This is a genomic window from Streptomyces sp. NPDC043726 (genome assembly GCF_056436565.1).
The window spans coordinates 1-20,695 of sequence record NZ_JBWKCI010000014.1; the positions used below are offsets into that span (position 1 = coordinate 1).

The following is a 20,695-nucleotide window of genomic DNA, read 5'->3' on the forward strand; positions in this document are numbered from 1 at the left end:
AAACGCCCGGTTACATTCCGAACCCGGAAGCTAAGCCTTACAGCGCCGATGGTACTGCAGGGGGGACCCTGTGGGAGAGTAGGACGCCGCCGAACGATTATTGAAAGGGTTGGATCCTGAACTTCGGTTCGGGGTCCAACCCTTTTTTGCTGTGCGTCACTTGAAGTTCACGTTGCGGAACCAACATCCGCAGCATGGGTACTGCTGCAATGCTCAGGGCCGCCGGCGTCGGAGTCGGTGACGAGGTCGTCGTACCGGCCTTCGGGAACGCCGAGGTAGCCGAGGCCGTGGTCCTGGCCGGGGCGCTTCCGGTGTTCGCCGACATAGATCCGGTGACGTACTGCCTGGACGCGTCCCGCGTCGAGTCGGTCGTCACCGCACGGACGGCGGCTGTCGTCGTCGTACACCGCTTCGGTCGGTCCGCCGATGTCGCGCGGCTGCATGGCGTCGGACAGCGGCACGGGCTGCTGGTGCTGGAGCAGGGAGAGTCCGTGGCGCCGTACGACGAGATCGCTCAGCGGCGGCAGCGGGCCGGTTTCCTCGACGCGAAGTTGAAGGGTGTGCAGACGCCCGACGGGGGTGACGGGCACACCTACCAGCAGTACGTCGTGCGCGTGCCCGGCAATGGGCGGCCCGACCGGGACGCCTTCGCCCGCGCTGTGCGGGCTCGTGGTGTCGACTGCAGGGTGCCGGTGAAGACGCCGGTGCACCGGCTGCCGGAGTTCCGTCGGTGTGTGTCCCTGCCGGAGACCGAGCGGGCCGCCGACGAGACGCTCACGCTGCCGGTGGACGCCGGGCTGACCAAGCGGGACATGCAGAGGATCGTCTCTGCGTGCAACGCCCTGGGTGGGCTGCTCCAGCCGGCCGGTTAGCGGTGGTTCGAACCACGCGCGAATTCAGGGTATGATCTACCTCGTTGCCGCGCGGGAAACCGCGCAGGGAACAGGCCCCTATAGCTCAGTCGGTAGAGCGTCTCCATGGTAAGGAGAAGGTCAACGGTTCGATTCCGTTTGGGGGCTCCACAGCACAAAGGCCCTCGCCCTTCCGGGCGGGGGCCTTTCGCATGCGTTCAGTCTTTGTGCTCGTTCAGTCCTTGTGGAGGCCGGGGACGCGCATCGCGAGGATCGCCATGTCGTCGGACGGGGCGTCCGAGGCGAAGCGCTCCACGGCGCGCATGATGCGGGCGGCGACCGCGCCGGCCGTGAGGCCCGTACAGGTCGTCAGGACGTCGGTGAGGCCGTCGTCGCCGAGCATGCGGGTGCCTTCGCGGCGCTCGGTGACGCCGTCCGTGACGCACAGCAGGACGTCGCCGGGGTCGAGCGTCACCGTCTCCTCGTAGAGCTCCAGATCCTCCATCACGCCGAGCAGCGGCTGGGGTTCTGCGGCCGGTTCGACGGTGCCGTCCTGGCGCAGGCGGAGCGGGAGGGGGTGGCCCGCGCAGACCACCTTCAACTCCGCGCTGCCGTCCTCCTGCGGGCGCAGCTCGCCGTAGAGGAGGGTCAGGAAGCGGCTGCGGGCGCCCTCGTCGAGGATCGCGGAGTTGAGGCGCTCCAGGACCGCCGGGCCGCTGAGGCCCTCGCGGGCGAGCAGGCGCAGGGCGTGCCGGGCGAGGCCCGTGACCGCCGCCGCGTTCGGGCCCGTACCGCAGACGTCGCCGATGGCGAAGCCGTAGGCGCCGTCGCTGATCGGGAACAGGTCGTAGAAGTCGCCGCCGACTTCGTTGCCCTCGCCGGCCGCGCGGTAGATGACCTCGACCTCGACGCCTTCGATCTCGGGGAGTTCGGGCGGCAGGAGGCTGCGCTGGAGGGACTGGCTGATGGCCGTGCGCTCGGAGTAGAGGCGGGCGTTGTCGAGGGCGAGAGCGGCCCTTCGGGAGAGGTCCTCCGCCAACTCCAGGATCTCCTGGCGGAAGTGCTCGTCCGTGGGCTTGCCGAGGGTCAGCATGCCGATGACGCGGTTGCGGGCCACCAGGGGCAGTACGACCGTCTCGCCGCCCACCGCCGACGCGGTGGCCAGGGTCGGGCCGATGCCGGAGCTGACGCGGGGGAGCGGCTCGCCGAGGCCCAGGCTGCGCATGGAGGTGCGCAGCGCCGCCTCGTGGGCCGCTTCGGCGGGGGCCGACCAGATGCGGGCGCCGGGCGTCGGGACCGGGTCGGGCGGCGCGATCTTCGAGAGCAACGACTTGATGCCGTCGATGAGTTCCTCGTCCTCGTGCAGGACGTACGACAGGTAGGGCTCGGAGGCCTGGTCCGCGATCGTGTAGACCGCGCACCAGGTGGCGAGGGTGGGGACCGTCATCTGGGCCATCAGGGCCAGGGTCTGATCGCGGTCCAGGGTGCCGGCGAGCAGGTCGGAGGCCTCGACCAGGAAGCTCAGCGAGCCGCGGCGCAGCCGCTCCAGTTCGCCGAGGCGGGCCGACTCCACGGCCAGCGCGATGCGGTCGGCGGCGAACTGCAGGCGCAGGGCCTCTTCGTTGGAGTATCTGCTCGGGGCCTCGGCGGCCACGCCGAGCGAGCCGGTGAGGCGGCCCTCGACCTTCAGCGGGACCGTGACGACCGAGCGCATGCCCGTGCCGCTCAGCAGCGGTACGGCGCCGGGGACCATAGTCAGGTCCTCGTGGACCGCGGGCATGCGGGCGGAGCCGTAGCGGCCGGGGCCGGCCTCGACGGGCACGCGTGCGAAGCGCTGGCGGGCGGAGGGCAGGCCTGTGGAGGCGCGGACCTCCAACTCGGTCTCGTCGTCGGTCGCGAGGAGCAGGAAGGCGGAGTCGCCGTCGAGCATGTCGCGGGCGCGTTCCACCGTGCGCTGGAGGAGGCCGTCCAGGTCGTCCGGGGCCGGGGAGCCGATGAACACCTCGAAGGGGTCGGCGCTCTGGCCCTCGCCGGAGCCGCCGGCGTCGGAGGCAGGCAGGCGCATCGGCGTCTGCAGGACCGCGCGTTCGTGGTCCCGCACCAGCAGGCAGACCGTGGACGGGTCGCCGTCGGTGTCGCGGACGCGGAGGTGTGAGGCGTACACCGGGGTCACCCGGCCGCTGGCGCCGCGGATGCCGTAGCTGCCCTCCCAGCGGGAGAGTTGGAGGGCCTCCGCGATGCCGGTGCTGGTGCCCGGGGTGTGCGGCCAGGCGGCGAGGTCGGTGAGCGGTTTGCCGGTGACCTGCTCGGCGGGGTAGCCGAAGAGTTCCTCGGCGTCTTCGTTCCACGCCGAGATGGAGCCGGTGCGGTCGATCTGGACCACGGCGACGCGGACGCGGCTGTCGGCGAGCGGGAGGAGGTCGGCGGGGAGTGGCGGGCCGGCGGCGCGGGTGCCCACCGGGCGCTCGGGGAGGTCGAGTTGGAACCAGACCTGCTTGTGCGTGGGCGTGTAGTCCACGCCCCAGCGGCCGGCCAGGGCCGCGCAGAGCTGCAGGCCGCGGCCGCCCTCGCGGTCGGGGCTGCCCATGTTGACGGCCGTGCCCTGGAGCGGGATCTCGCGCTCCGGGTAGCGGTCGGCGACCTCGATCCGTACGCCTTCCTCGGAGCGCAGGCACAGGACGTCGGCGGAGGTGCCCGCGTGGACGACGGCGTTGGTCACCAGCTCGCTGGTGAGGACCACGGCGTCGTCGACGATGTCGGCGAAGCCCCAGCCCTGGAGGGTGTCGCGGACGAAGGAGCGGGCGCTCGCGACCGATCGCCCGACGGGCTCGAAGCTGGCGGCCGCGCGCGCGGTGATCACAGAACTCCTCGACCGGTTGTCGACGTGCAGGGCTCCCTGGCCGACCGGCTCCTGCCGCTGATGCGGCAGGCCGCCCGTCGGCCGGGGGTCCGAGGGCTGCTCCCCCGGGATCAGTCCGGTGGTCATGTTGCGGCCGCCCCTCCGATGCCCGCTCGTATCCGTGCCACCGCCCTAGCCGGACGGACCGGTGCGGCTGGACAGCCGCATGCAAGGTTACTTACCTTCGCCGTCCACGCGGATGCCGGTCTGCAGTGTTTCCGCCCGGAGGGTGTGCGGACGGTGTGTGAAGCTGCCGAACTGTTATGGCCGGGTTCAGCCGGGGTGAAACACTGGGCAAGCTTCTTGTGAAGGTGTGGACGGGCCGAGTGCGCGCCGCTCAAGGCGGGCAGCAGCACGTGATGCGGCCTGATGGATCCGGCGGAAATACTCAGTAGTAATCGGTACGCCGTTCGAAAGTGCCGGGAGCACGGCAGTGACGGTCGACCCCTGCGGGAGGGACACAGTGGAGTCTGGCGAAGCGACGCGGGGCACGAAGACGCGCGCGAAAGGCGGACAGTCCCTGATGAACCAGCGCAAACCGCGTGGCGGGACCACCGCGGTGGACACGGCCGCGCTGAACCGGCTGCTGGCGGCCCTCGTCTCCATGCGGGACGGGAACTTCCGCAAGCGGCTCACGGTCTCCGGCGACGGCGTGATGTCCGAGATCGCGGCCGTTTTCAACGAGGTGGCCGACCGCAATCTGCATCTCACCGGCGAGCTGTCGCGGGTACGGCGCATGGTGGGCCGCGAGGGCAAGCTCACGGAACGGCTGGAAACAGGCGCCTGCGAGGGCTCCTGGGCGACCGCCGTCGACAACTCCAACGCCCTGGTCGACGACCTCGTACGGCCCGTCTCCGAGGTCGGCCGGGTGCTCTCGGCGGTGGCCGAGGGTGATCTGTCGCCGCGCATGGAGCTGCGGACGCAGGCGCCGGACGGGACCGGGCATCCGCTGCGCGGGGAGTTCCTCAAGGTCGGCCGTACCGTCAACAATCTGGTCGACCAGCTGTCCACGTTCACCGACGAGGTCACCCGCGTGGCCAGCGAGGTGGGTACCGAGGGCAAGCTGGGCGGGCAGGCACGCGTGCGTGGCATGTCGGGTTCGTGGAAGGACCTGACCGACTCCGTCAACACGATGGCGTACCGGCTGACCGCGCAGGTGCGGGACATCGCGCTGGTGACCACGGCGGTCGCCAAGGGTGATCTGTCGCGGAAGGTCACGGTCCATGTGGCCGGCGAGATGCTGGAGCTGAAGAACACCGTCAACACGATGGTGGACCAGCTGTCGTCGTTCTCGTCCGAGGTGACCCGCGTCGCGCGCGAGGTGGGCACCGAGGGCGAGCTGGGCGGTCAGGCGCAGGTGCCCGGTGTGGCGGGTGTGTGGAAGGACCTCACCGATTCGGTGAACCTGATGGCCGGCAACCTCACGGCCCAGGTGCGCGGGATCTCGCAGGTCACCACCGCGGTCGCCAACGGTGATCTGTCGCAGAAGGTGACCGTGTCGGCGCGCGGCGAGGTCGCGCAGCTCGCGGACACCATCAACCAGATGACCGAGACGCTGCGGATCTTCGCGGACGAGGTCACGCGCGTGGCCAACGAGGTCGGTGCCGAGGGCCGGCTCGGCGGCCAGGCCAATGTGCCGGGTGCCGCGGGCACGTGGAAGGACCTGACGGACTCCGTCAACACGGTCTTCCGGAACCTGACGATCCAGGTGCGCGACATCGCCGCGGTGACGACGGCCGTGGCCAACGGCGACCTCTCGCAGAAGGTCACCGTCGACGTGGCCGGCGAGATGCTGGAGCTGAAGAACACCGTCAACGGCATGGTCGACCAGCTGTCGTCCTTCGGTTCCGAGGTCACCCGCGTGGCCCGGGAGGTCGGTGTCGAGGGCGAGCTGGGCGGGCAGGCGCAGGTGCCCGGGGCCGCGGGGACCTGGAAGGACCTGACGGACTCCGTCAACACCGCGTTCCGCAACCTCACCGGACAGGTGCGCAACATCGCCCAGGTGACGACGGCGGTGGCCAACGGCGACCTCTCCCAGAAGGTCACGGTGGACGTCTCCGGCGAGATGCTCCAGCTGAAGAACACCGTGAACACGATGGTCGACCAGCTCTCGGCCTTCGCCGACCAGGTGACCCGGATGGCCCGGGACGTGGGCACGGAGGGCCGCCTCGGCGGTCAGGCGGTCGTCCCGGGGGTGTCGGGGACGTGGAAGGAGCTCACCGACTCCGTCAACTTCATGGCCGGCAACCTGACCTCGCAGGTGCGGCAGATCGCCCAGGTGACGACGGCGGTGGCCCGGGGTGACCTGTCCCAGAAGATCGACGTCGACGCGCGCGGCGAGATCCTGGAGCTGAAGAACACCATCAACACGATGGTCGACCAGCTCTCCGGGTTCGCCGAGCAGGTGACCCGGGTGGCCCGTGAGGTGGGCACCGAGGGGCGCCTCGGCGGGCAGGCACAGGTGCCCGGTGTGGCCGGTGTGTGGCGCGATCTGACCGACTCCGTGAACGGCATGGCGGGCAACCTCACCGCCCAGGTGCGCAACATCGCGCAGGTCGCCACCGCGGTGGCCCGGGGTGACCTGTCCCAGAAGATCACCGTGGACGCGCGCGGGGAGATCCTGGAGCTGAAGAACACCCTGAACACGATGGTCGACCAGCTCTCCTCCTTCGCGGAGGAGGTCACCCGGGTCGCCCGCGAGGTGGGCACGGAGGGCCAGCTGGGCGGTCAGGCCGAGGTGCAGGGAGTCTCCGGCACCTGGAAGGACCTCACCCAGTCGGTGAACTTCATGGCCAACAACCTGACCATCCAGGTGCGCAACATCGCCGAGGTCACGACCGCGGTGGCCAAGGGCGACCTGTCCAAGAAGATCACCGTCGACGCCAAGGGCGAGATCCTCGAGCTCGTCACCACCGTCAACACCATGGTCGACCAGCTGTCGTCCTTCGCCGAGCAGGTGACCCGGGTGGCCCGTGAGGTGGGCACCGAGGGCATCCTGGGCGGCCAGGCGCACGTGCCGGGCGTCACCGGCATCTGGAAGGACCTCAGCGACAACGTCAACCTGATGGCCAAGAACCTGACCGTGCAGGTGCGGAACATCTCCCAGGTCGCGGCGGCCGTCGCCAACGGCGACCTGACCCGGACGGTGACCATCGAGGCGCGCGGCGAGGTCGCGCAGCTCGCGGACACCTTCAACACCATGGTGAAGACGCTGAGTTCGTTCGCCGACCAGGTCACCAAGGTGGCCCGTGAGGTGGGTACGGACGGCATCCTGGGCGGCCAGGCGCGGGTGCCGGGCGTGGCCGGTACGTGGAAGGACCTCACCGAGTCGGTGAACCAGATGGCGTCCAACCTGACCGGTCAGGTGCGGAACATCGCCATGGTCACCACCGCCATCGCCAAGGGCGACCTTACCAAGAAGATCGACATCGACGCGCGGGGCGAGATCCTCGAGCTCAAGACGACCATCAACACGATGGTCGACCAGCTCTCCTCCTTCGCGGAGGAGGTCACCCGGGTCGCCCGCGAGGTGGGCACCGAGGGACAGCTCGGCGGCCAGGCACGCGTGCGTGACGTCGACGGGACCTGGCGGGACCTGACCGAGTCCGTGAACGAGATGGCCGGGAACCTCACCCGGCAGGTGCGTGCCATCGCGCGCGTGGCGACCGCGGTGACCCGCGGTGACCTGAACCTGAAGATCGACGTCGACGCGTCCGGCGAGATCTCGGAACTCCAGGACTACATCAACAAGATGATCGCCAACCTGCGCGACACCACGATCGCCAACAAGGAGCAGGACTGGCTCAAGGGCAACCTCGCCCGGATCTCCGCGCTGATGCAGGGCCGCCGGGACCTCCAGGACGTGGCCTCGCTGATCATGAGCGAGCTGACCCCGGTGGTCTCCGCGCAGCACGGCGCGTTCTTCCTGGCGATGCCCGACGCGAGCCATGGCGGCGAGGACCAGTACGAGCTGCGGATGCTGGGCAGTTACGGCTACTCGATGGGCTCCATGCCGACGTCGTTCCGGCCGGGGGAGGCGCTCGTCGGCACGGCCGCCCAGGAGAAGCGCACGATCCTGGTGGAGAACGCGCCCAGCGGCTATCTGAAGATCTCCTCCGGCCTCGGCGAGGCTCCGCCCGCGCAGGTGATCGTGTTGCCGGTGCTGTTCGAGGGCAAGGTGCTCGGCGTGATCGAGCTGGCCTCCTTCACGCCGTTCACGCAGATCCAGAAGGACTTCCTCAACCAGATCGCGGAGATGATCGCTACCAGCGTCAACACCATCTCCGTCAACACCAAGACCGAGGTGCTGCTCAAGCAGTCGCAGGAGCTGACCGAGCAACTCCAGGAGCGGTCGGCCGAGTTGGAGAACCGGCAGAAGGCCCTTCAGGCGTCCAACGCCGAACTGGAGGAGAAGGCCGAGCTGCTGGCCCAGCAGAACCGCGACATCGAGGTGAAGAACACCGAGATCGAGGAGGCGCGGCAGGTCCTGGAGGAGCGCGCCGAGCAGCTCGCCGTGTCGATGCGCTACAAGAGCGAGTTCCTGGCCAACATGTCGCACGAGCTGCGCACCCCGCTCAACTCGCTGCTGATCCTGGCCAAGCTGCTCGCCGACAACGCCGAGGGCAACCTCTCCCCGAAGCAGGTCGAGTTCGCCGAGACCATCCACGGCGCCGGTTCCGACCTGCTCCAGCTGATCAACGACATCCTCGACCTCTCCAAGGTCGAGGCGGGCAAGATGGACGTCTCCCCGACCCGTATCGCGCTCGTGCAGCTCGTGGACTACGTGGAGGCCACCTTCCGGCCGCTGACCGCGGAGAAGGGCCTGGACCTGTCGGTGCGGGTCTCGCCGGAGCTGCCCGCCACGCTGCACACCGACGAGCAGCGCCTGCTCCAGGTGCTGCGCAACCTGCTGTCCAACGCGGTGAAGTTCACCGACTCCGGCTCGGTGGAGCTGGTGATCCGGCCGGCCGGGGCGGACGTTCCGGTGGCGATCCGGGAGCAGCTGCTGGAGACCGGTTCGCTGCGGGACGCGGACGCCGATCTGATCGCGTTCTCGGTGACCGACACCGGCATCGGCATCGCCGCCAGCAAGATGCGGGTGATCTTCGAGGCGTTCAAGCAGGCCGACGGCACGACCAGCCGCAAGTACGGCGGTACGGGACTGGGGTTGTCGATCTCCCGGGAGATCGCGCAGCTGCTGGGCGGCGAGATCCACGCGCAGAGCGAACCGGGACGCGGCTCGACCTTCACGCTGTATCTGCCGCTGCACCCGAGCGAGCTGCCGCCGCAGGGCTACCACCAGCAGCCCATGCCCGCGCTGGAGGCCGGGGACCTGGTGGCGTCGGCGGCGGAGCTGTCCGAGCTGTCGGACGTGGAGATCGAGACGCCGGCCGAGGTGAAGTCGTACCGGGAGACCCAGAACGGCGCCGCCGCGCTCTTCCGGCGCCGCCGCAGGACCGGTGCCGAGCTGGAGCAGCGGCCCGCGCAGGTGGAGCAGTGGCCGACGGTGGAGCGGGAGCCGGCGCCGCAGGGGCGCAGGGGCATCCGGTTCGGCGGCGAGAAGGTGCTGATCGTCGACGACGACATCCGCAATGTCTTCGCGCTCACCAGCGTCCTGGAGCAGCACGGCCTGTCGGTGCTGTACGCCGAGAACGGCCGTGAGGGCATCGAGGTGCTGGAGCAGCACGACGACGTGGCGGTGGTGCTGATGGACATCATGATGCCCGAGATGGACGGGTACGCGACGACCACGGCGATCCGCCGGATGCCGCAGTTCGCCGGGCTGCCGATCATCGCGCTGACCGCCAAGGCGATGAAGGGCGACCGGGAGAAGGCGATCGAGTCGGGTGCCTCCGACTATGTGACCAAGCCGGTCGACCCCGATCACCTGCTGTCGGTGATGGATCAGTGGATGCGGGAGGAGTGACGGGACCGGCCGGGCGCCGCCCGGCCCCGGTGTGCGGGCTTCGTACGAGGTTCGTACGGGCCCGGTGACCAGGCCCGTACGGGGCCCGGTGGGAACCTACGGTGTTCACGCGGAGTTGCTGACTCAGTGTGTGCGACGCCGTGTAGAAGTACGGGATGCGGGGAACCTTCTGGTCTCCCGCTACGTTTCTGCTACGTGCACAGTGACATCGCGGTGACAGGGTGTGGCGACAGGCGGGGTGCGGCTACCATGACCGGCACGAGGACGGGCGGCGCAAGGGAGTCGTCCCCCGGGGCGGCGCCCGTCGGCGCTTCCCCAAGTCCTGCGGACAGGGGAGGCCCCATGCCGGGGCGAGGAGGGCGGGCCATGGTGCAGAAGGCCAAGATCCTCCTGGTCGATGACCGGCCGGAGAATCTGCTCGCGCTGGAGGCGATCCTCTCTGCGCTCGATCAGACCCTGGTGCGGGCATCGTCCGGGGAGGAAGCGCTCAAAGCGCTGCTCACGGACGACTTCGCGGTCATTCTGCTGGACGTCCAGATGCCGGGCATGGACGGTTTCGAAACCGCCGCGCACATCAAGCGGCGGGAGCGGACCCGGGACATCCCGATCATCTTCCTCACCGCGATCAACCACGGTCCGCACCACACCTTCCGCGGGTACGCCGCGGGGGCGGTGGACTACATCTCCAAGCCCTTCGACCCGTGGGTGCTGCGAGCGAAGGTCTCGGTCTTCGTCGAGCTGTACATGAAGAACTGCCAGCTCAGGGAGCAGGCGGCGCTGCTGCGGCTGCAGTTGGAGGGCGGCGGCCGGAGCGCCGGCGCCGAGACGAAGGAACCGGCGGGACTGCTGGCCGAACTGTCCGCGCGGCTCGCGGCGGTCGAGGAGCAGGCCGAGGCGCTGTCCAAGCAGCTCGACGACGAGTCGGCGGACGCGGCGGCGGTCGCCACGGCGGCTCATCTGGAGCGCAAACTCACCGGACTGCGGCGCGCGCTGGACGCGTTGGAACCGGGCGCCGGCAACACGTCCTCGGTGTCCTCGCCGAACTGACGCCCGCGTGAGGCGCGTTGGAGATGACCTTTTTGTGAACGCGCGTCAGTTCAGCGCCGTCGTAACGGCGACACGAACGGGTGAAGCAGTGGGCACACGTGTCCCCTGTCGTCTCCACCGGTAATCTCACCTCCATGGCCTCACGTCCCTCCGCAGCCAAGAAGCAGCCCGCGAAGAAGGCGGCCGCTCCCGCGAAGGGTCCGGTGAAGAAGGCCGCTGCCAAAAAGGCTCCTGTGAAGAAGGCGCCCGCCAAGAAGGCCGCGGCGAGGAAGCCCGCGCCCAAGCCGGCCCCGAGCCCCACCGGAGGCGTCTACCGGCTGGTGCGCGCCGTCTGGCTCGGGCTCGCGCACGCGGTCGGCGCCGTGTTCCGGGGGATAGGGCAGGGCGCGAAGAACCTGGACCCGGCCCACCGCAAGGACGGCATCGCGCTGCTGCTCCTCGGGATCGGTCTGATCGTCGCCGCGGGCACCTGGTCCAATCTGCGCGGTCCCGTCGGCGAACTCGTCGAGATCATCGTCACCGGCGCCTTCGGGCGGCTCGATCTGCTCGTGCCGATCCTGCTCGGGGTGATCGCGGCCCGGTTCATCCGGCACCCGGAGAAGCCCGAGGCCAACGGCCGTATCGTGATCGGCCTCTCCGCGCTCGTCATCGGCGTCCTCGGCCAGGTGCACATCGCCTGCGGCTCGCCCGCCCGCAGCGACGGCATGCAGGCGATAAGGGACGCCGGCGGCCTCATCGGCTGGAGTGCGGCGACGCCTCTGACGTACGCGATGGGCGAGGTGCTCGCCGTACCGCTGCTGGTGCTGCTCACGATCTTCGGGTTGCTGGTCGTCACGGCCACCCCGGTCAACGCCATCCCGCAGCGGCTGCGGCTGCTCGGGGTGCGGCTCGGGGTGCTGCACGACCCCTCGGTGGACGAGTTCTCCGACTTCGGCGACGACGAGCGCTACGACGAGCAGTGGCGTGAGGCGCTGCCCGCGCGGGGCCGTCGGCGGCGGCCCGAGCCCGAGTCCTACGACCCCGACGGCGCCGAGCAGGAGGCCCTCTCGCGGCGTCGGGGGCGGCCCCGGCGCTCCGCGGTGCCCCAGCCCGACATGAGCCGTCCCATGGACGCCGTGGACGTGGCCGCGGCGGCCGCGGCCGCGCTCGACGGGGCCGTGTTGCACGGCATGCCGCCCTCGCCGATCGTCGCCGACCTCACCCAGGGCGTGAGCGCCGGGGACCGCGAGGAGACCACGCCGACGCCCACGCCGACGCCCGTACCGGCCGCTCGGCCGCCCCGGCAGGAGAAGCTGAAGGCCGAGGTCGCCGACCTCACCAAGCCCGCCCCCGAGGCCCCCGCCGACCTGCCGCCGCGCGCCGAGCAGCTCCAGCTCTCCGGGGACATCACCTACGCGCTGCCCTCGCTGGACCTCCTCACGCGCGGGGGCCCCGGCAAGTCGCGCAGCGCGGCCAATGACGCCGTCGTCGCCTCGCTCACCAATGTCTTCATGGAGTTCAAGGTCGACGCGGCCGTCACGGGCTTCACGCGCGGGCCGACGGTGACGCGCTACGAGGTGGAACTCGGCCCCGCCGTGAAGGTCGAGCGGATCACGGCGCTGACCAAGAACATCGCGTACGCCGTGGCCAGCCCGGACGTGCGGATCATCTCGCCGATCCCCGGCAAGTCGGCCGTGGGCATCGAGATCCCGAACACCGACCGCGAGATGGTCAACCTCGGTGACGTGCTGCGCCTCGCCGCCGCGGCCGAGGACGACCATCCGATGCTGGTGGCGCTCGGCAAGGACGTCGAGGGCGGCTATGTCATGGCCAACCTCGCGAAGATGCCGCACGTCCTGGTCGCCGGAGCCACCGGTTCCGGTAAGTCGTCGTGCATCAACTGCCTGATCACCTCGATCATGGTCCGCGCCACGCCCGAGGACGTCCGGATGGTGCTCGTCGACCCCAAGCGGGTCGAGCTGACCGCCTACGAGGGCATTCCGCACCTGATCACGCCGATCATCACCAACCCCAAGCGGGCCGCCGAGGCGCTCCAGTGGGTCGTACGGGAGATGGATCTGCGCTACGACGACCTCGCGGCGTACGGCTACCGGCACATCGACGACTTCAACCAGGCGATAAGGGACGGCAAGGTCAAGCCGCCGGAGGGCAGCGAGCGCGAGCTCCAGCCGTACCCGTATCTGCTGGTGATCGTCGACGAGCTCGCCGACCTGATGATGGTGGCGCCGCGCGACGTCGAGGACGCGATCGTGCGCATCACGCAGCTCGCGCGCGCGGCCGGCATCCATCTGGTGCTGGCCACCCAGCGGCCGTCGGTCGACGTCGTCACCGGTCTGATCAAGGCGAACGTGCCCTCCCGGCTCGCCTTCGCCACCTCCTCGCTCGCCGACTCGCGAGTCATCCTCGACCAGCCCGGCGCCGAGAAGCTGATCGGCAAGGGCGACGGACTGTTCCTGCCGATGGGCGCGAACAAGCCCACCCGAATGCAGGGCGCCTTCGTGACCGAGGAGGAGGTCGCGGCGGTCGTCCAGCACTGCAAGGACCAGATGGCGCCGGTCTTCCGGGACGACGTCACCGTGGGCACCAAGCAGAAGAAGGAGATCGACGAGGACATCGGCGACGACCTGGACCTGCTGTGCCAGGCGGCCGAGCTGGTCGTCTCCACCCAGTTCGGCTCCACCTCGATGCTCCAGCGCAAGCTGCGGGTCGGGTTCGCCAAGGCGGGCCGGCTGATGGACCTGATGGAGTCGCGGAACATCGTCGGGCCGAGCGAGGGCTCCAAAGCACGTGATGTTCTTGTGAAACCTGACGAACTGGACGGAGTGCTCGCCCAGATCCGCGGGGAGGCTTGAGGAAAGTCCCTCGCGGGCGGGCCCGGCGATGCGTGATCGTGACTCACCCGTAAGGGATCATTGAGCAACCGTTTCCCTTCGGCGTACGTCAAGTTGAGGGAAGCGAAAAGCTCCTGCCCCACCATCGGTGTGACCGGCCATACCGATGGCGTACAAAGTCCCACCGCCCGGTTGCCCCACCCTTTCGCACCCCCCCTAGACTGAACCTCCAGCACAGGCGGCTACACGCTCGAAAGGCGCCCCCGTGTCCATCGGCAACTCCCCTGAAGACGAGCGTCCGTTCGAAGACGTTTCCGACGAAGCCCGCCTCTCCGTCGGCCGGTCCCTGCAGCAGGCGCGAGTCGCTGCCGGGCTGACCGTCGACGACGTCAGCAACGCCACCCGGGTCCGCCTGCCCATCGTGCACGCCATCGAGGCGGACGACTTCGGCCCCTGTGGCGGCGATGTGTACGCCCGGGGCCACATCCGAACCCTGGCCAAGGCCGTCGGCGTCGATCCTGCCCCGCTGATCGCCCAGTACGACGCGGACCACGGCGGGCGCCCGGCGCCCACTCCCGCGGCCCCGCTGTTCGAGGCGGAGCGCATCCGCCCGGAGCGGCGCGGGCCGAACTGGACCGCGGCGATGGTCGCCGCGATCGTCGCCGTGGTCGGCTTCGTCGGCTTCACCGCGTTCAAGGGTGAGGACGACGGCGGTGCGGCCTCGGTCGCCGAGGGCGCCACGCCCTCGACCAGCAAGCCCGCCACGTCCAAGCCCAAGACCGAGAAGCCCGAGGACCCGAAGCCGGACCCGTCCGACAGTGCCATCGCCGCGGCGCCCCAGGACAAGGTCACGGTCCAGGTCAGCGCCACGGACGGCAAGAGCTGGATCTCCGCGAAGGACCGGAACGGCCGGCTCCTCTTCGACGGCCTGCTCCAGCAGGGCGACTCCAAGACCTTCCAGGACAGCGAGAAGATCAACCTCATCCTCGGCGACGCCGGCGCGATCCAGCTCTACGTCAACGGCAAGAAGATCGACGACGACTGGCAGCCCGGGGCCGTGGAGCGCCTGACGTACACGAAGGGCGACCCGCAGGTCGGCTGAGACGGTGCATTACGTGCGGGGTTGGCTGATCTTGGCCAACCCCGTCGACGTTGGGTGTCAGTGAGACAAAGTAGTCTTGAGCCCATGCCTGAACGCCGTACCGTCGCACTCGTCACTCTTGGCTGCGCCCGTAACGAGGTGGACTCGGAGGAGCTCGCAGGCCGCTTGGAGGCGGACGGCTGGGACCTCGTGGAGGACGCCTCCGACGCGGACGTCGCCGTCGTCAACACCTGTGGCTTCGTCGACGCCGCCAAGAAGGACTCCGTGGACGCCCTGCTGGAGGCCAATGACCTCAAGGGGCACGGAAGAACCCAGGCGGTGGTGGCGGTCGGCTGCATGGCCGAGCGGTACGGCAAGGAACTGGCCGAGGCCCTGCCCGAGGCCGACGGCGTGCTCGGCTTCGACGACTACTCGAACATCTCCGACCGCCTCCAGACCATCCTGAACGGCGGCATCCACGCCTCGCACACCCCGCGCGACCGGCGCAAGCTGCTGCCGATCAGCCCGGCCGAGCGGCAGGAGTCGGCCGCCGAGGTGGCGCTGCCCGGGCATGCCCCGGTGGACCTCCCGGAGGGCCTCGCGCCCGCCTCCGGACCCCGTGCGCCCCTGCGCCGACGGCTCGACGGCGCCCCCGTCGCCTCGGTGAAGCTCGCCTCCGGCTGCGACCGTCGCTGCACCTTCTGCGCCATCCCGTCCTTCCGCGGCTCCTTCATCTCGCGGCGGCCCAGCGACGTGCTGAACGAGACGCGCTGGCTGGCCGAGCAGGGCGTGAAGGAGATCATGCTGGTCTCCGAGAACAACACCTCCTACGGCAAGGACCTCGGCGACATCCGGCTGCTGGAGTCGCTGCTGCCCGAGCTGGCCGAGGTGGACGGCATCGAGCGGGTGCGTGTCAGCTACCTCCAGCCCGCCGAGATGCGCCCCGGGCTGATCGACGTCCTCACCGGCACGCCCAAGGTCGCGCCCTACTTCGACCTCTCCTTCCAGCACTCCGCCCCCGACGTGCTGCGCGCGATGCGCCGCTTCGGGGACACCGACCGCTTCCTGGAGCTGCTGGACACCATCCGGAGCAAGGCTCCCGAGGCGGGCGTGCGCTCCAACTTCATCGTGGGCTTTCCCGGCGAGTCCGAGGCGGACCTGGCCGAGCTGGAGCGTTTCCTCAACCACGCGCGGCTGGACGCCATCGGCGTCTTCGGCTACTCCGACGAGGAGGGCACCGAAGCGGCGACCTACGAGCACAAGCTCGACGTGGACGTCGTCGCCGAGCGCCTCGCGCGGGTCTCCCGGCTGGCCGAGCAGCTCGTCTCGCAGCGGGCCGAGGAGCGCATGGGCGAGACCGTGCGGGTGCTCGTGGAGTCCATGGACGAGGAGGGCGTGTACGGCCGTGGCGCGCACCAGGCGCCCGAGACGGACGGCCAGGTGCTGCTCACGAGCGGCGCGGGCCTGAGTGTCGGTCGTATCGTCGAGGCGAAGGTGGTCGGCACCGAGGGTGTCGATCTCGTCGCCGAGCCGCTCGAGGGCTCGCTCGCACCCGGTCAGGAGGCGGCCAGATGACGGGAGTCCCGGCGTCCGCCGCGGGCGGCTCCGCCAAGGCGACGCCCGCCGCCTCCGGTGAGGCGGGGGGCGCGAAGCCGGCCCGGGGCGGGAAGATCGCGGCGGCGGCCGTCAACCAGGCCAGCGTCTGGAACATCGCCAATCTGCTGACCATGCTCCGGCTGCTGCTCGTGCCGGCCTTCGTCGCGCTGATGCTGGCCGACGGCGGCTATGACCCGGCGTGGCGTTCGCTTGCCTGGGCGGCCTTCGCCATCGCCATGATCACCGACCTGTTCGACGGTCATCTGGCGCGGACGTACAACCTGGTCACCGACTTCGGGAAGATCGCCGACCCCATCGCCGACAAGGCGATCATGGGGGCGGCACTGATCTGTCTGTCCGCGCTCGGCGATCTGCCGTGGTGGGTGACCGCGGTGATCCTCGGCCGGGAACTCGGCGTCACCCTGCTGCGTTTCATCGTCATCCGGTACGGCGTCATCCCGGCGAGCCGGGGCGGCAAGCTCAAGACGCTCACCCAGGGCGTGGCCGTGGGGATGTACATCCTGGCGCTGACGGGGTGGCTGGCCACTCTGAGGTGGTGGGTGATGGCCGCGGCGGTCGTCCTGACCGTGGTCACCGGCCTTGACTACGTAAGACAGGCCATTGTGCTGCGCAGGCAGGGGATCGCCGCGCGCGAGGCCGCTTCGGAGGAGACGGAAGCGTGAATTCCCCGGCCGCTGAGGTGGTGCGACTACTGACCGTGAGGGGCGAGACCCTCGCGGTCGCGGAATCGCTCACTGGTGGCCTTGTTGCGGCGGAAATCACAGCGGCCCCTGGGGCGTCCAAGGCCTTCCGGGGTTCGGTGACCGCCTACGCCACCGAGGTCAAGCACCGGATGCTCGGCGTCGACGCCACCCTGCTGGAGCGGCGCGGAGCGGTGGATCCGCAGGTCGCGGCCGAGATGGCGGCCGGCGTGCGCAAGGCGCTGGATGCCGACTGGGGGATCGCGACGACCGGGGTCGCGGGGCCCGAGGAGCAGGACGGACAGCCCGTCGGAACCGTTTACGTAGCCGTTGACGGCCCCTCGGGAGCGGATTCCGGATCCGCCGGTGGCGGGAAAGTGGCCTCGCTGCGGTTGAACGGCGACCGGGCGGAAATTCGTATGGAGAGTGTACGGAGCGTACTCGCGTTGCTCCTTCAGCAGCTTGCGAGCGAACAGACCGAGAATGAGCGGGCACAGGATACGGAACAGAACGGGGGGTTTTGATGTTTGCAGCCCTGAGTGAACACGACATCGCTCCCCGCACGGCCGCAGCGCGAGGCGGTACGGTGGGGCGTGAAGGATGCGGCTACGCGGTCCGAGGAGGGAGCCACCGATGATTCTGCTCCGTCGCCTGCTGGGTGACGTGCTGCGTCGGCAGCGCCAGCGCCAGGGCCGTACTCTGCGCGAAGTCTCCTCGTCCGCCCGAGTTTCGCTCGGCTATCTCTCCGAGGTGGAGCGGGGGCAGAAGGAGGCTTCCTCCGAGCTGCTCTCCGCCATCTGCGACGCGCTGGACGTACGGATGTCCGAGCTCATGCGGGAAGTGAGCGACGAGCTCGCCCTCGCCGAGCTGGCCCAGTCTGCTGCGGCCACCCCCAGTGAGCCCGTGCCCACGTCGGTCCGACCGATGCTGGGTTCCGTTTCGGTGACCGGTGTGCCACCGGAACGGGTGACGATCAAGGCGCCCGCGGAAGCTGTGGACGTGGTCGCCGCGTGAGTCTCACGCGTGAGACTCCCGAGTTGATCATGCGCTGAGGACGTGTGCGAAGCCCCGGCCGGGGTTTCTCCGGACGATCTGGAGAGGCGGCGGCCGGGGCTTTCGTGCATCGTGGAGGGCGTTGGTACTCGGGGCCGGCCCACCGAACGGAGCATGTGGATGTACGTCGTGAAGAGCCCGTTGTCCGACGCCGACCTGAAGACCGTGTCCGAGGCGCTGCAGGGCGCGCTCGTCGACCTCGTGGACCTCGCCCTGGTGGCGAAGCAGATCCACTGGAACGTGGTCGGGCCCCGCTTCCGTACGGTGCATCTCCAGCTCGACGAAGTGGTCACCCTCGCACGGGCGCACGCGGACACCGTGGCCGAGCGCTCCTCGGCGCTCGGGGTCTCGCCCGACGGGCGGGCCGCCACCGTGGCCGCCCAGAGCGGCATCGGGGCGGTGTCCGACGGCTGGGTCAAGGACGGGGACGCCGTCGGCACCCTGGTGGCGGCGCTCGGCGCGGTCATCACCCGGATGCGGCAGCGGATCGAGGTGACCGAGGATCCGGACCCGGTCACCCAGGACCTCCTGATCGGGATCACCGGCGATCTGGAGAAGCACCATTGGATGTTCCAGGCCGAGAACGGCTGACCGGCGCGGTGCTTCCGTGTGCCGTCGGTGCGCCCTCGTGGTGGCCGGGGCGGTGATCTAGCTTCGGCTGCCTCGGCATGCGCGTCGGGCCGCTTCGGCATGTGCGTCGGGCCGCTTCGGCGTGCGCTTCGGTACTCGCGCCGGGCCGCTTCGGCTTTCGCTCGGGGTCGCTTCGGCAGTCGCTCGGGGTCGCGCCGGCGGTCGGGCGTTCGCGCCTGCGGGTATTCGGCATTTCGGGCTGGAGGTGGCGCTCATGGTGGGGATAGCGCGCTGGGGGGCTGCGCTCGGGCTCGGGGCGCTGTGGTGGTGGGCCGTGCTGCGGCTGGCCGTGGCGCCGGACGCCGGGGTGGTCGAGGGCGCGGTGGCCGCCGGGGGGTGGGGGCTCAGCCTGCTTCCCGTGCACTGCGTGCCGAAGGCGCGGGCCGCGGGTGCCCTGGCCGCGGGGCGGTGGGGTCAGGCGTGGCGGACGGCCCGGGTCACCACGGCATCGCCACACCCCCGTTCGGACGCAGAATCTGACCCGTTGTGAAGGACGAGGCGTCCGAGGCCAGATAGAGCACGGCGTGGGCGACGTCCTCCGGTTCGCCGACCCGGCCGAGGGGCGCCATCCGGGTCATGAGCGCCTCGGTGTGCGCCTGTGCGTCGTCGTCGTGGCGGTCCGTCATGGGCGTACGGATCCAGCCCGGTGCCACGGCGTTGACGCGGATGCCGTGCCGGCCCACCTCGGTCGCGAGGGTCTTCGTCAGCTGGACCACGGCCGCCTTGGCGGCGCCGTAGCAGAGCAGTCCGGGGCCGCCGGTGTCGACGGCGCCCGAGGCCATGGTGACGATGCTGCCCCTCGTGCGCCGGGCGAGCATCAGGCGGGCGGCCTCCTGGCAGGCGTACAGGACGCCCTTGAAGTTGACGTTCAGGACGCGGTCGAGGTCCTCGTCCCTCGTCTCCAGGACCGGGCTGCTGTGCATGATCCCGGCGACCGCGGCCAGCACGTCCAGACGCTCACAGGACTCCACCGCCTGCTTGAGATGTGCGCGGTCCGTCACGTCCAGCGGGTGGGTGTGGGCGGTGCCGCCCCGGTCCTTGATCAGGGTCGCCGTCTCGTGCAGGCCCTGCGGGTCGCGGTCCGCGCAGTGCACGGTGGCGCCGGCCTGCGCGAGCAGGACGGCCGAGGCCCGGCCGATGCCGCTCGCGGCGCCGGTGACGAAGGCGGTGCGTCCGGTGAGGTCGTACGCGGGGACGGCCATGGAGGGACGGTACGAGGGTTTCTGACGGGTCGTCAATTGGTGGTACGGCGGCGATGTCCCGGTGTGGGGGCCGGGCCGGTCTGGCAGTTGGGGCACCAGTACGTGGGGCGTTCGCGGGAGCCGTCACCCTGGTTGGCCAAGCGGATCGGGGTGCCGCAGCGCAGACACGGGCGGGGTGCGCGGCCGTAGACGAAGAGGTCCTGGCCGCGGCGGCCGGTCGTGTTGCGGACCGGGCGTTCGCGGTTGGCCTCCAGCAGGTTCTGGGCGAGCACGGGGAGTTTGGCCGCGCGTTCCGCCGGGAGGGCGCCGACGGGGAGCCAGGGGGTGGCGCCGAGGAGGAAGCAGAGTTCGCTTTTGTAGACGTTGCCGATGCCGGCGAGGTTGCGCTGGTCGAGGAGGGCCTCGCCGAGGGAGCGGGCGGGGTCCGCGAGCAGGTTGGCCAGGGCCTGGTCGGGGTTCCAGTCCGGGCCGAGGAGGTCGGGGCCGAGGTGGCCCACGGCCTTCGTCTCGTGGCTGCTGCGGAGGATCTCGAGGAGCGGGAGTCGGTAGCCGACGGCCGCCAGGTCGGCGGTGGCGAGGATCGCGCGGATCTGGTGGGCGGGGCCGCCGGTCCAGCGCTGCCGCTCGGCGTACACCCGCCAGGAGCCCTCCATGCCCAGGTGCGTGTGGAGGGTGAGGCCGCCCTCGACCCGGGTGAGGAGGTGCTTGCCGCGCGGGGTGACGTTCAGGACGGTGCGGTCGGCGAGGTCGACCGTGGCGTACCTGGGCACGCGGAAGTCGCTGCGGGTCAGCCTCTTGCCCGCCAGGGCTGTGTGCAGGCGGCGGGCGGCCTGCCAGACCGTGTCTCCTTCGGGCATGGGTCAAGGGTGGCACGGCCA

At 70.2% G+C, this 20,695-nt stretch carries 14 protein-coding genes, 1 tRNA gene and 1 rRNA gene; 13 read left to right on the plus strand and 3 right to left on the minus strand.

The window, feature by feature from the left end; genetic code table 11:
* The 3 genes from rrf to AC068Z_RS33650 form a co-directional block, all read left to right on the plus strand.
* Positions 1-95 (plus strand): 5S ribosomal RNA (gene rrf, locus AC068Z_RS33640); the annotation flags it as partial.
* A 114-nt stretch (positions 96-209) separates the two neighbouring features.
* Complete coding sequence (locus tag AC068Z_RS33645; protein ID WP_478564875.1) at positions 210-872, plus strand: DegT/DnrJ/EryC1/StrS family aminotransferase; 663 nt, start codon at positions 210-212, stop codon at positions 870-872.
* Positions 873-946: 74 nt separating this feature from the next.
* Positions 947-1,022, plus strand: a tRNA-Thr gene (locus AC068Z_RS33650).
* Between the two features lie 64 nt (positions 1,023-1,086).
* Here the strand turns inward: AC068Z_RS33650 and AC068Z_RS33655 are convergent.
* A complete protein-coding gene (locus AC068Z_RS33655) occupies positions 1,087-3,837 on the minus strand; it encodes a SpoIIE family protein phosphatase (RefSeq protein ID WP_478564381.1) in 2,751 nt (916 codons plus the stop codon).
* Positions 3,838-4,273: 436 nt separating this feature from the next.
* Between AC068Z_RS33655 and AC068Z_RS33660 the strand changes: the two genes are divergently transcribed.
* The 10 genes from AC068Z_RS33660 to AC068Z_RS33705 all read left to right on the plus strand — a co-directional run bounded on the left by AC068Z_RS33660 (position 4,274) and on the right by AC068Z_RS33705 (position 19,105).
* A complete protein-coding gene (locus AC068Z_RS33660; protein ID WP_478564384.1) occupies positions 4,274-9,676 on the plus strand; it encodes a HAMP domain-containing protein in 5,403 nt (1,800 codons plus the stop codon).
* Between the two features lie 366 nt (positions 9,677-10,042).
* A complete protein-coding gene (locus tag AC068Z_RS33665) occupies positions 10,043-10,723 on the plus strand; it encodes a response regulator (RefSeq protein WP_478564387.1) in 681 nt (226 codons plus the stop codon).
* A gap of 134 nt (positions 10,724-10,857) precedes the next feature.
* Entirely contained in the window at positions 10,858-13,575 is a 2,718-nt protein-coding gene (locus AC068Z_RS33670; protein WP_478564390.1) for a DNA translocase FtsK, read from the plus strand.
* A gap of 244 nt (positions 13,576-13,819) precedes the next feature.
* Positions 13,820-14,656: a helix-turn-helix domain-containing protein gene (locus AC068Z_RS33675; protein WP_478564393.1), complete on the plus strand. Its 837-nt coding sequence runs from the start codon at positions 13,820-13,822 to the stop codon at positions 14,654-14,656.
* A gap of 84 nt (positions 14,657-14,740) precedes the next feature.
* Positions 14,741-16,210 carry a 30S ribosomal protein S12 methylthiotransferase RimO gene (gene rimO / locus AC068Z_RS33680; protein WP_478564396.1) on the plus strand — a complete coding sequence of 490 codons (1,470 nt, stop codon included), beginning with the start codon at positions 14,741-14,743 and terminating at the stop codon, positions 16,208-16,210.
* On the plus strand, positions 16,207-16,914 hold the full coding sequence (gene pgsA / locus AC068Z_RS33685) for a CDP-diacylglycerol--glycerol-3-phosphate 3-phosphatidyltransferase (RefSeq protein ID WP_478564399.1): 708 nt from the start codon (positions 16,207-16,209) through the stop codon (positions 16,912-16,914). The genes rimO and pgsA overlap by 4 nt, the downstream gene beginning before the upstream one ends.
* Entirely contained in the window at positions 16,911-17,456 is a 546-nt protein-coding gene (locus AC068Z_RS33690) for a CinA family protein (protein ID WP_478564402.1), read from the plus strand. Before pgsA ends, AC068Z_RS33690 begins: the two co-directional genes overlap by 4 nt.
* 109 nt (positions 17,457-17,565) lie before the next feature.
* Positions 17,566-17,946, plus strand: coding sequence for a helix-turn-helix domain-containing protein (locus tag AC068Z_RS33695; RefSeq protein ID WP_015657463.1), 381 nt, complete (start codon positions 17,566-17,568; stop codon positions 17,944-17,946).
* A 159-nt stretch (positions 17,947-18,105) separates the two neighbouring features.
* The gene (locus AC068Z_RS33700; RefSeq protein WP_478564405.1) at positions 18,106-18,576 is read left to right on the plus strand and encodes a Dps family protein; all 471 of its coding nucleotides are present in this window, start codon (positions 18,106-18,108) and stop codon (positions 18,574-18,576) included.
* A gap of 253 nt (positions 18,577-18,829) precedes the next feature.
* Positions 18,830-19,105 carry a hypothetical protein gene (locus AC068Z_RS33705; protein WP_478564408.1) on the plus strand — a complete coding sequence of 92 codons (276 nt, stop codon included), beginning with the start codon at positions 18,830-18,832 and terminating at the stop codon, positions 19,103-19,105.
* Here the strand turns inward: AC068Z_RS33705 and AC068Z_RS33710 are convergent.
* Together AC068Z_RS33710 and AC068Z_RS33715 are read right to left on the minus strand one after the other, a co-directional pair.
* Positions 19,053-19,817 (minus strand): SDR family NAD(P)-dependent oxidoreductase, encoded by a 765-nt coding sequence (locus AC068Z_RS33710; RefSeq protein WP_478564411.1) that lies wholly within the window; start codon positions 19,815-19,817, stop codon positions 19,053-19,055. The two genes, AC068Z_RS33705 and AC068Z_RS33710, sit on opposite strands and share 53 nt — an antisense overlap.
* A gap of 32 nt (positions 19,818-19,849) precedes the next feature.
* A complete protein-coding gene (locus AC068Z_RS33715; RefSeq protein ID WP_478564414.1) occupies positions 19,850-20,674 on the minus strand; it encodes an Fpg/Nei family DNA glycosylase in 825 nt (274 codons plus the stop codon).
* Positions 20,675-20,695: the final 21 nt, after the last annotated feature.

Coding starts and splice junctions, on each gene's coding strand:
- AC068Z_RS33655 (WP_478564381.1), bottom strand. CDS start 3,837: ATGACCACCGGACTGATCCCGGGGGAGCAGCCCTCGGACCCCCGGCCG.
- AC068Z_RS33645 (WP_478564875.1), top strand. CDS start 210: ATGCTCAGGGCCGCCGGCGTCGGAGTCGGTGACGAGGTCGTCGTACCG.
- AC068Z_RS33715 (WP_478564414.1), bottom strand. CDS start 20,674: ATGCCCGAAGGAGACACGGTCTGGCAGGCCGCCCGCCGCCTGCACACA.
- AC068Z_RS33710 (WP_478564411.1), bottom strand. CDS start 19,817: ATGGCCGTCCCCGCGTACGACCTCACCGGACGCACCGCCTTCGTCACC.
- AC068Z_RS33665 (WP_478564387.1), top strand. CDS start 10,043: ATGGTGCAGAAGGCCAAGATCCTCCTGGTCGATGACCGGCCGGAGAAT.
- AC068Z_RS33700 (WP_478564405.1), top strand. CDS start 18,106: ATGTACGTCGTGAAGAGCCCGTTGTCCGACGCCGACCTGAAGACCGTG.
- AC068Z_RS33705 (WP_478564408.1), top strand. CDS start 18,830: ATGGTGGGGATAGCGCGCTGGGGGGCTGCGCTCGGGCTCGGGGCGCTG.
- pgsA (WP_478564399.1), top strand. CDS start 16,207: ATGACGGGAGTCCCGGCGTCCGCCGCGGGCGGCTCCGCCAAGGCGACG.
- AC068Z_RS33695 (WP_015657463.1), top strand. CDS start 17,566: ATGATTCTGCTCCGTCGCCTGCTGGGTGACGTGCTGCGTCGGCAGCGC.
- AC068Z_RS33660 (WP_478564384.1), top strand. CDS start 4,274: ATGAACCAGCGCAAACCGCGTGGCGGGACCACCGCGGTGGACACGGCC.
- AC068Z_RS33670 (WP_478564390.1), top strand. CDS start 10,858: ATGGCCTCACGTCCCTCCGCAGCCAAGAAGCAGCCCGCGAAGAAGGCG.
- rimO (WP_478564396.1), top strand. CDS start 14,741: ATGCCTGAACGCCGTACCGTCGCACTCGTCACTCTTGGCTGCGCCCGT.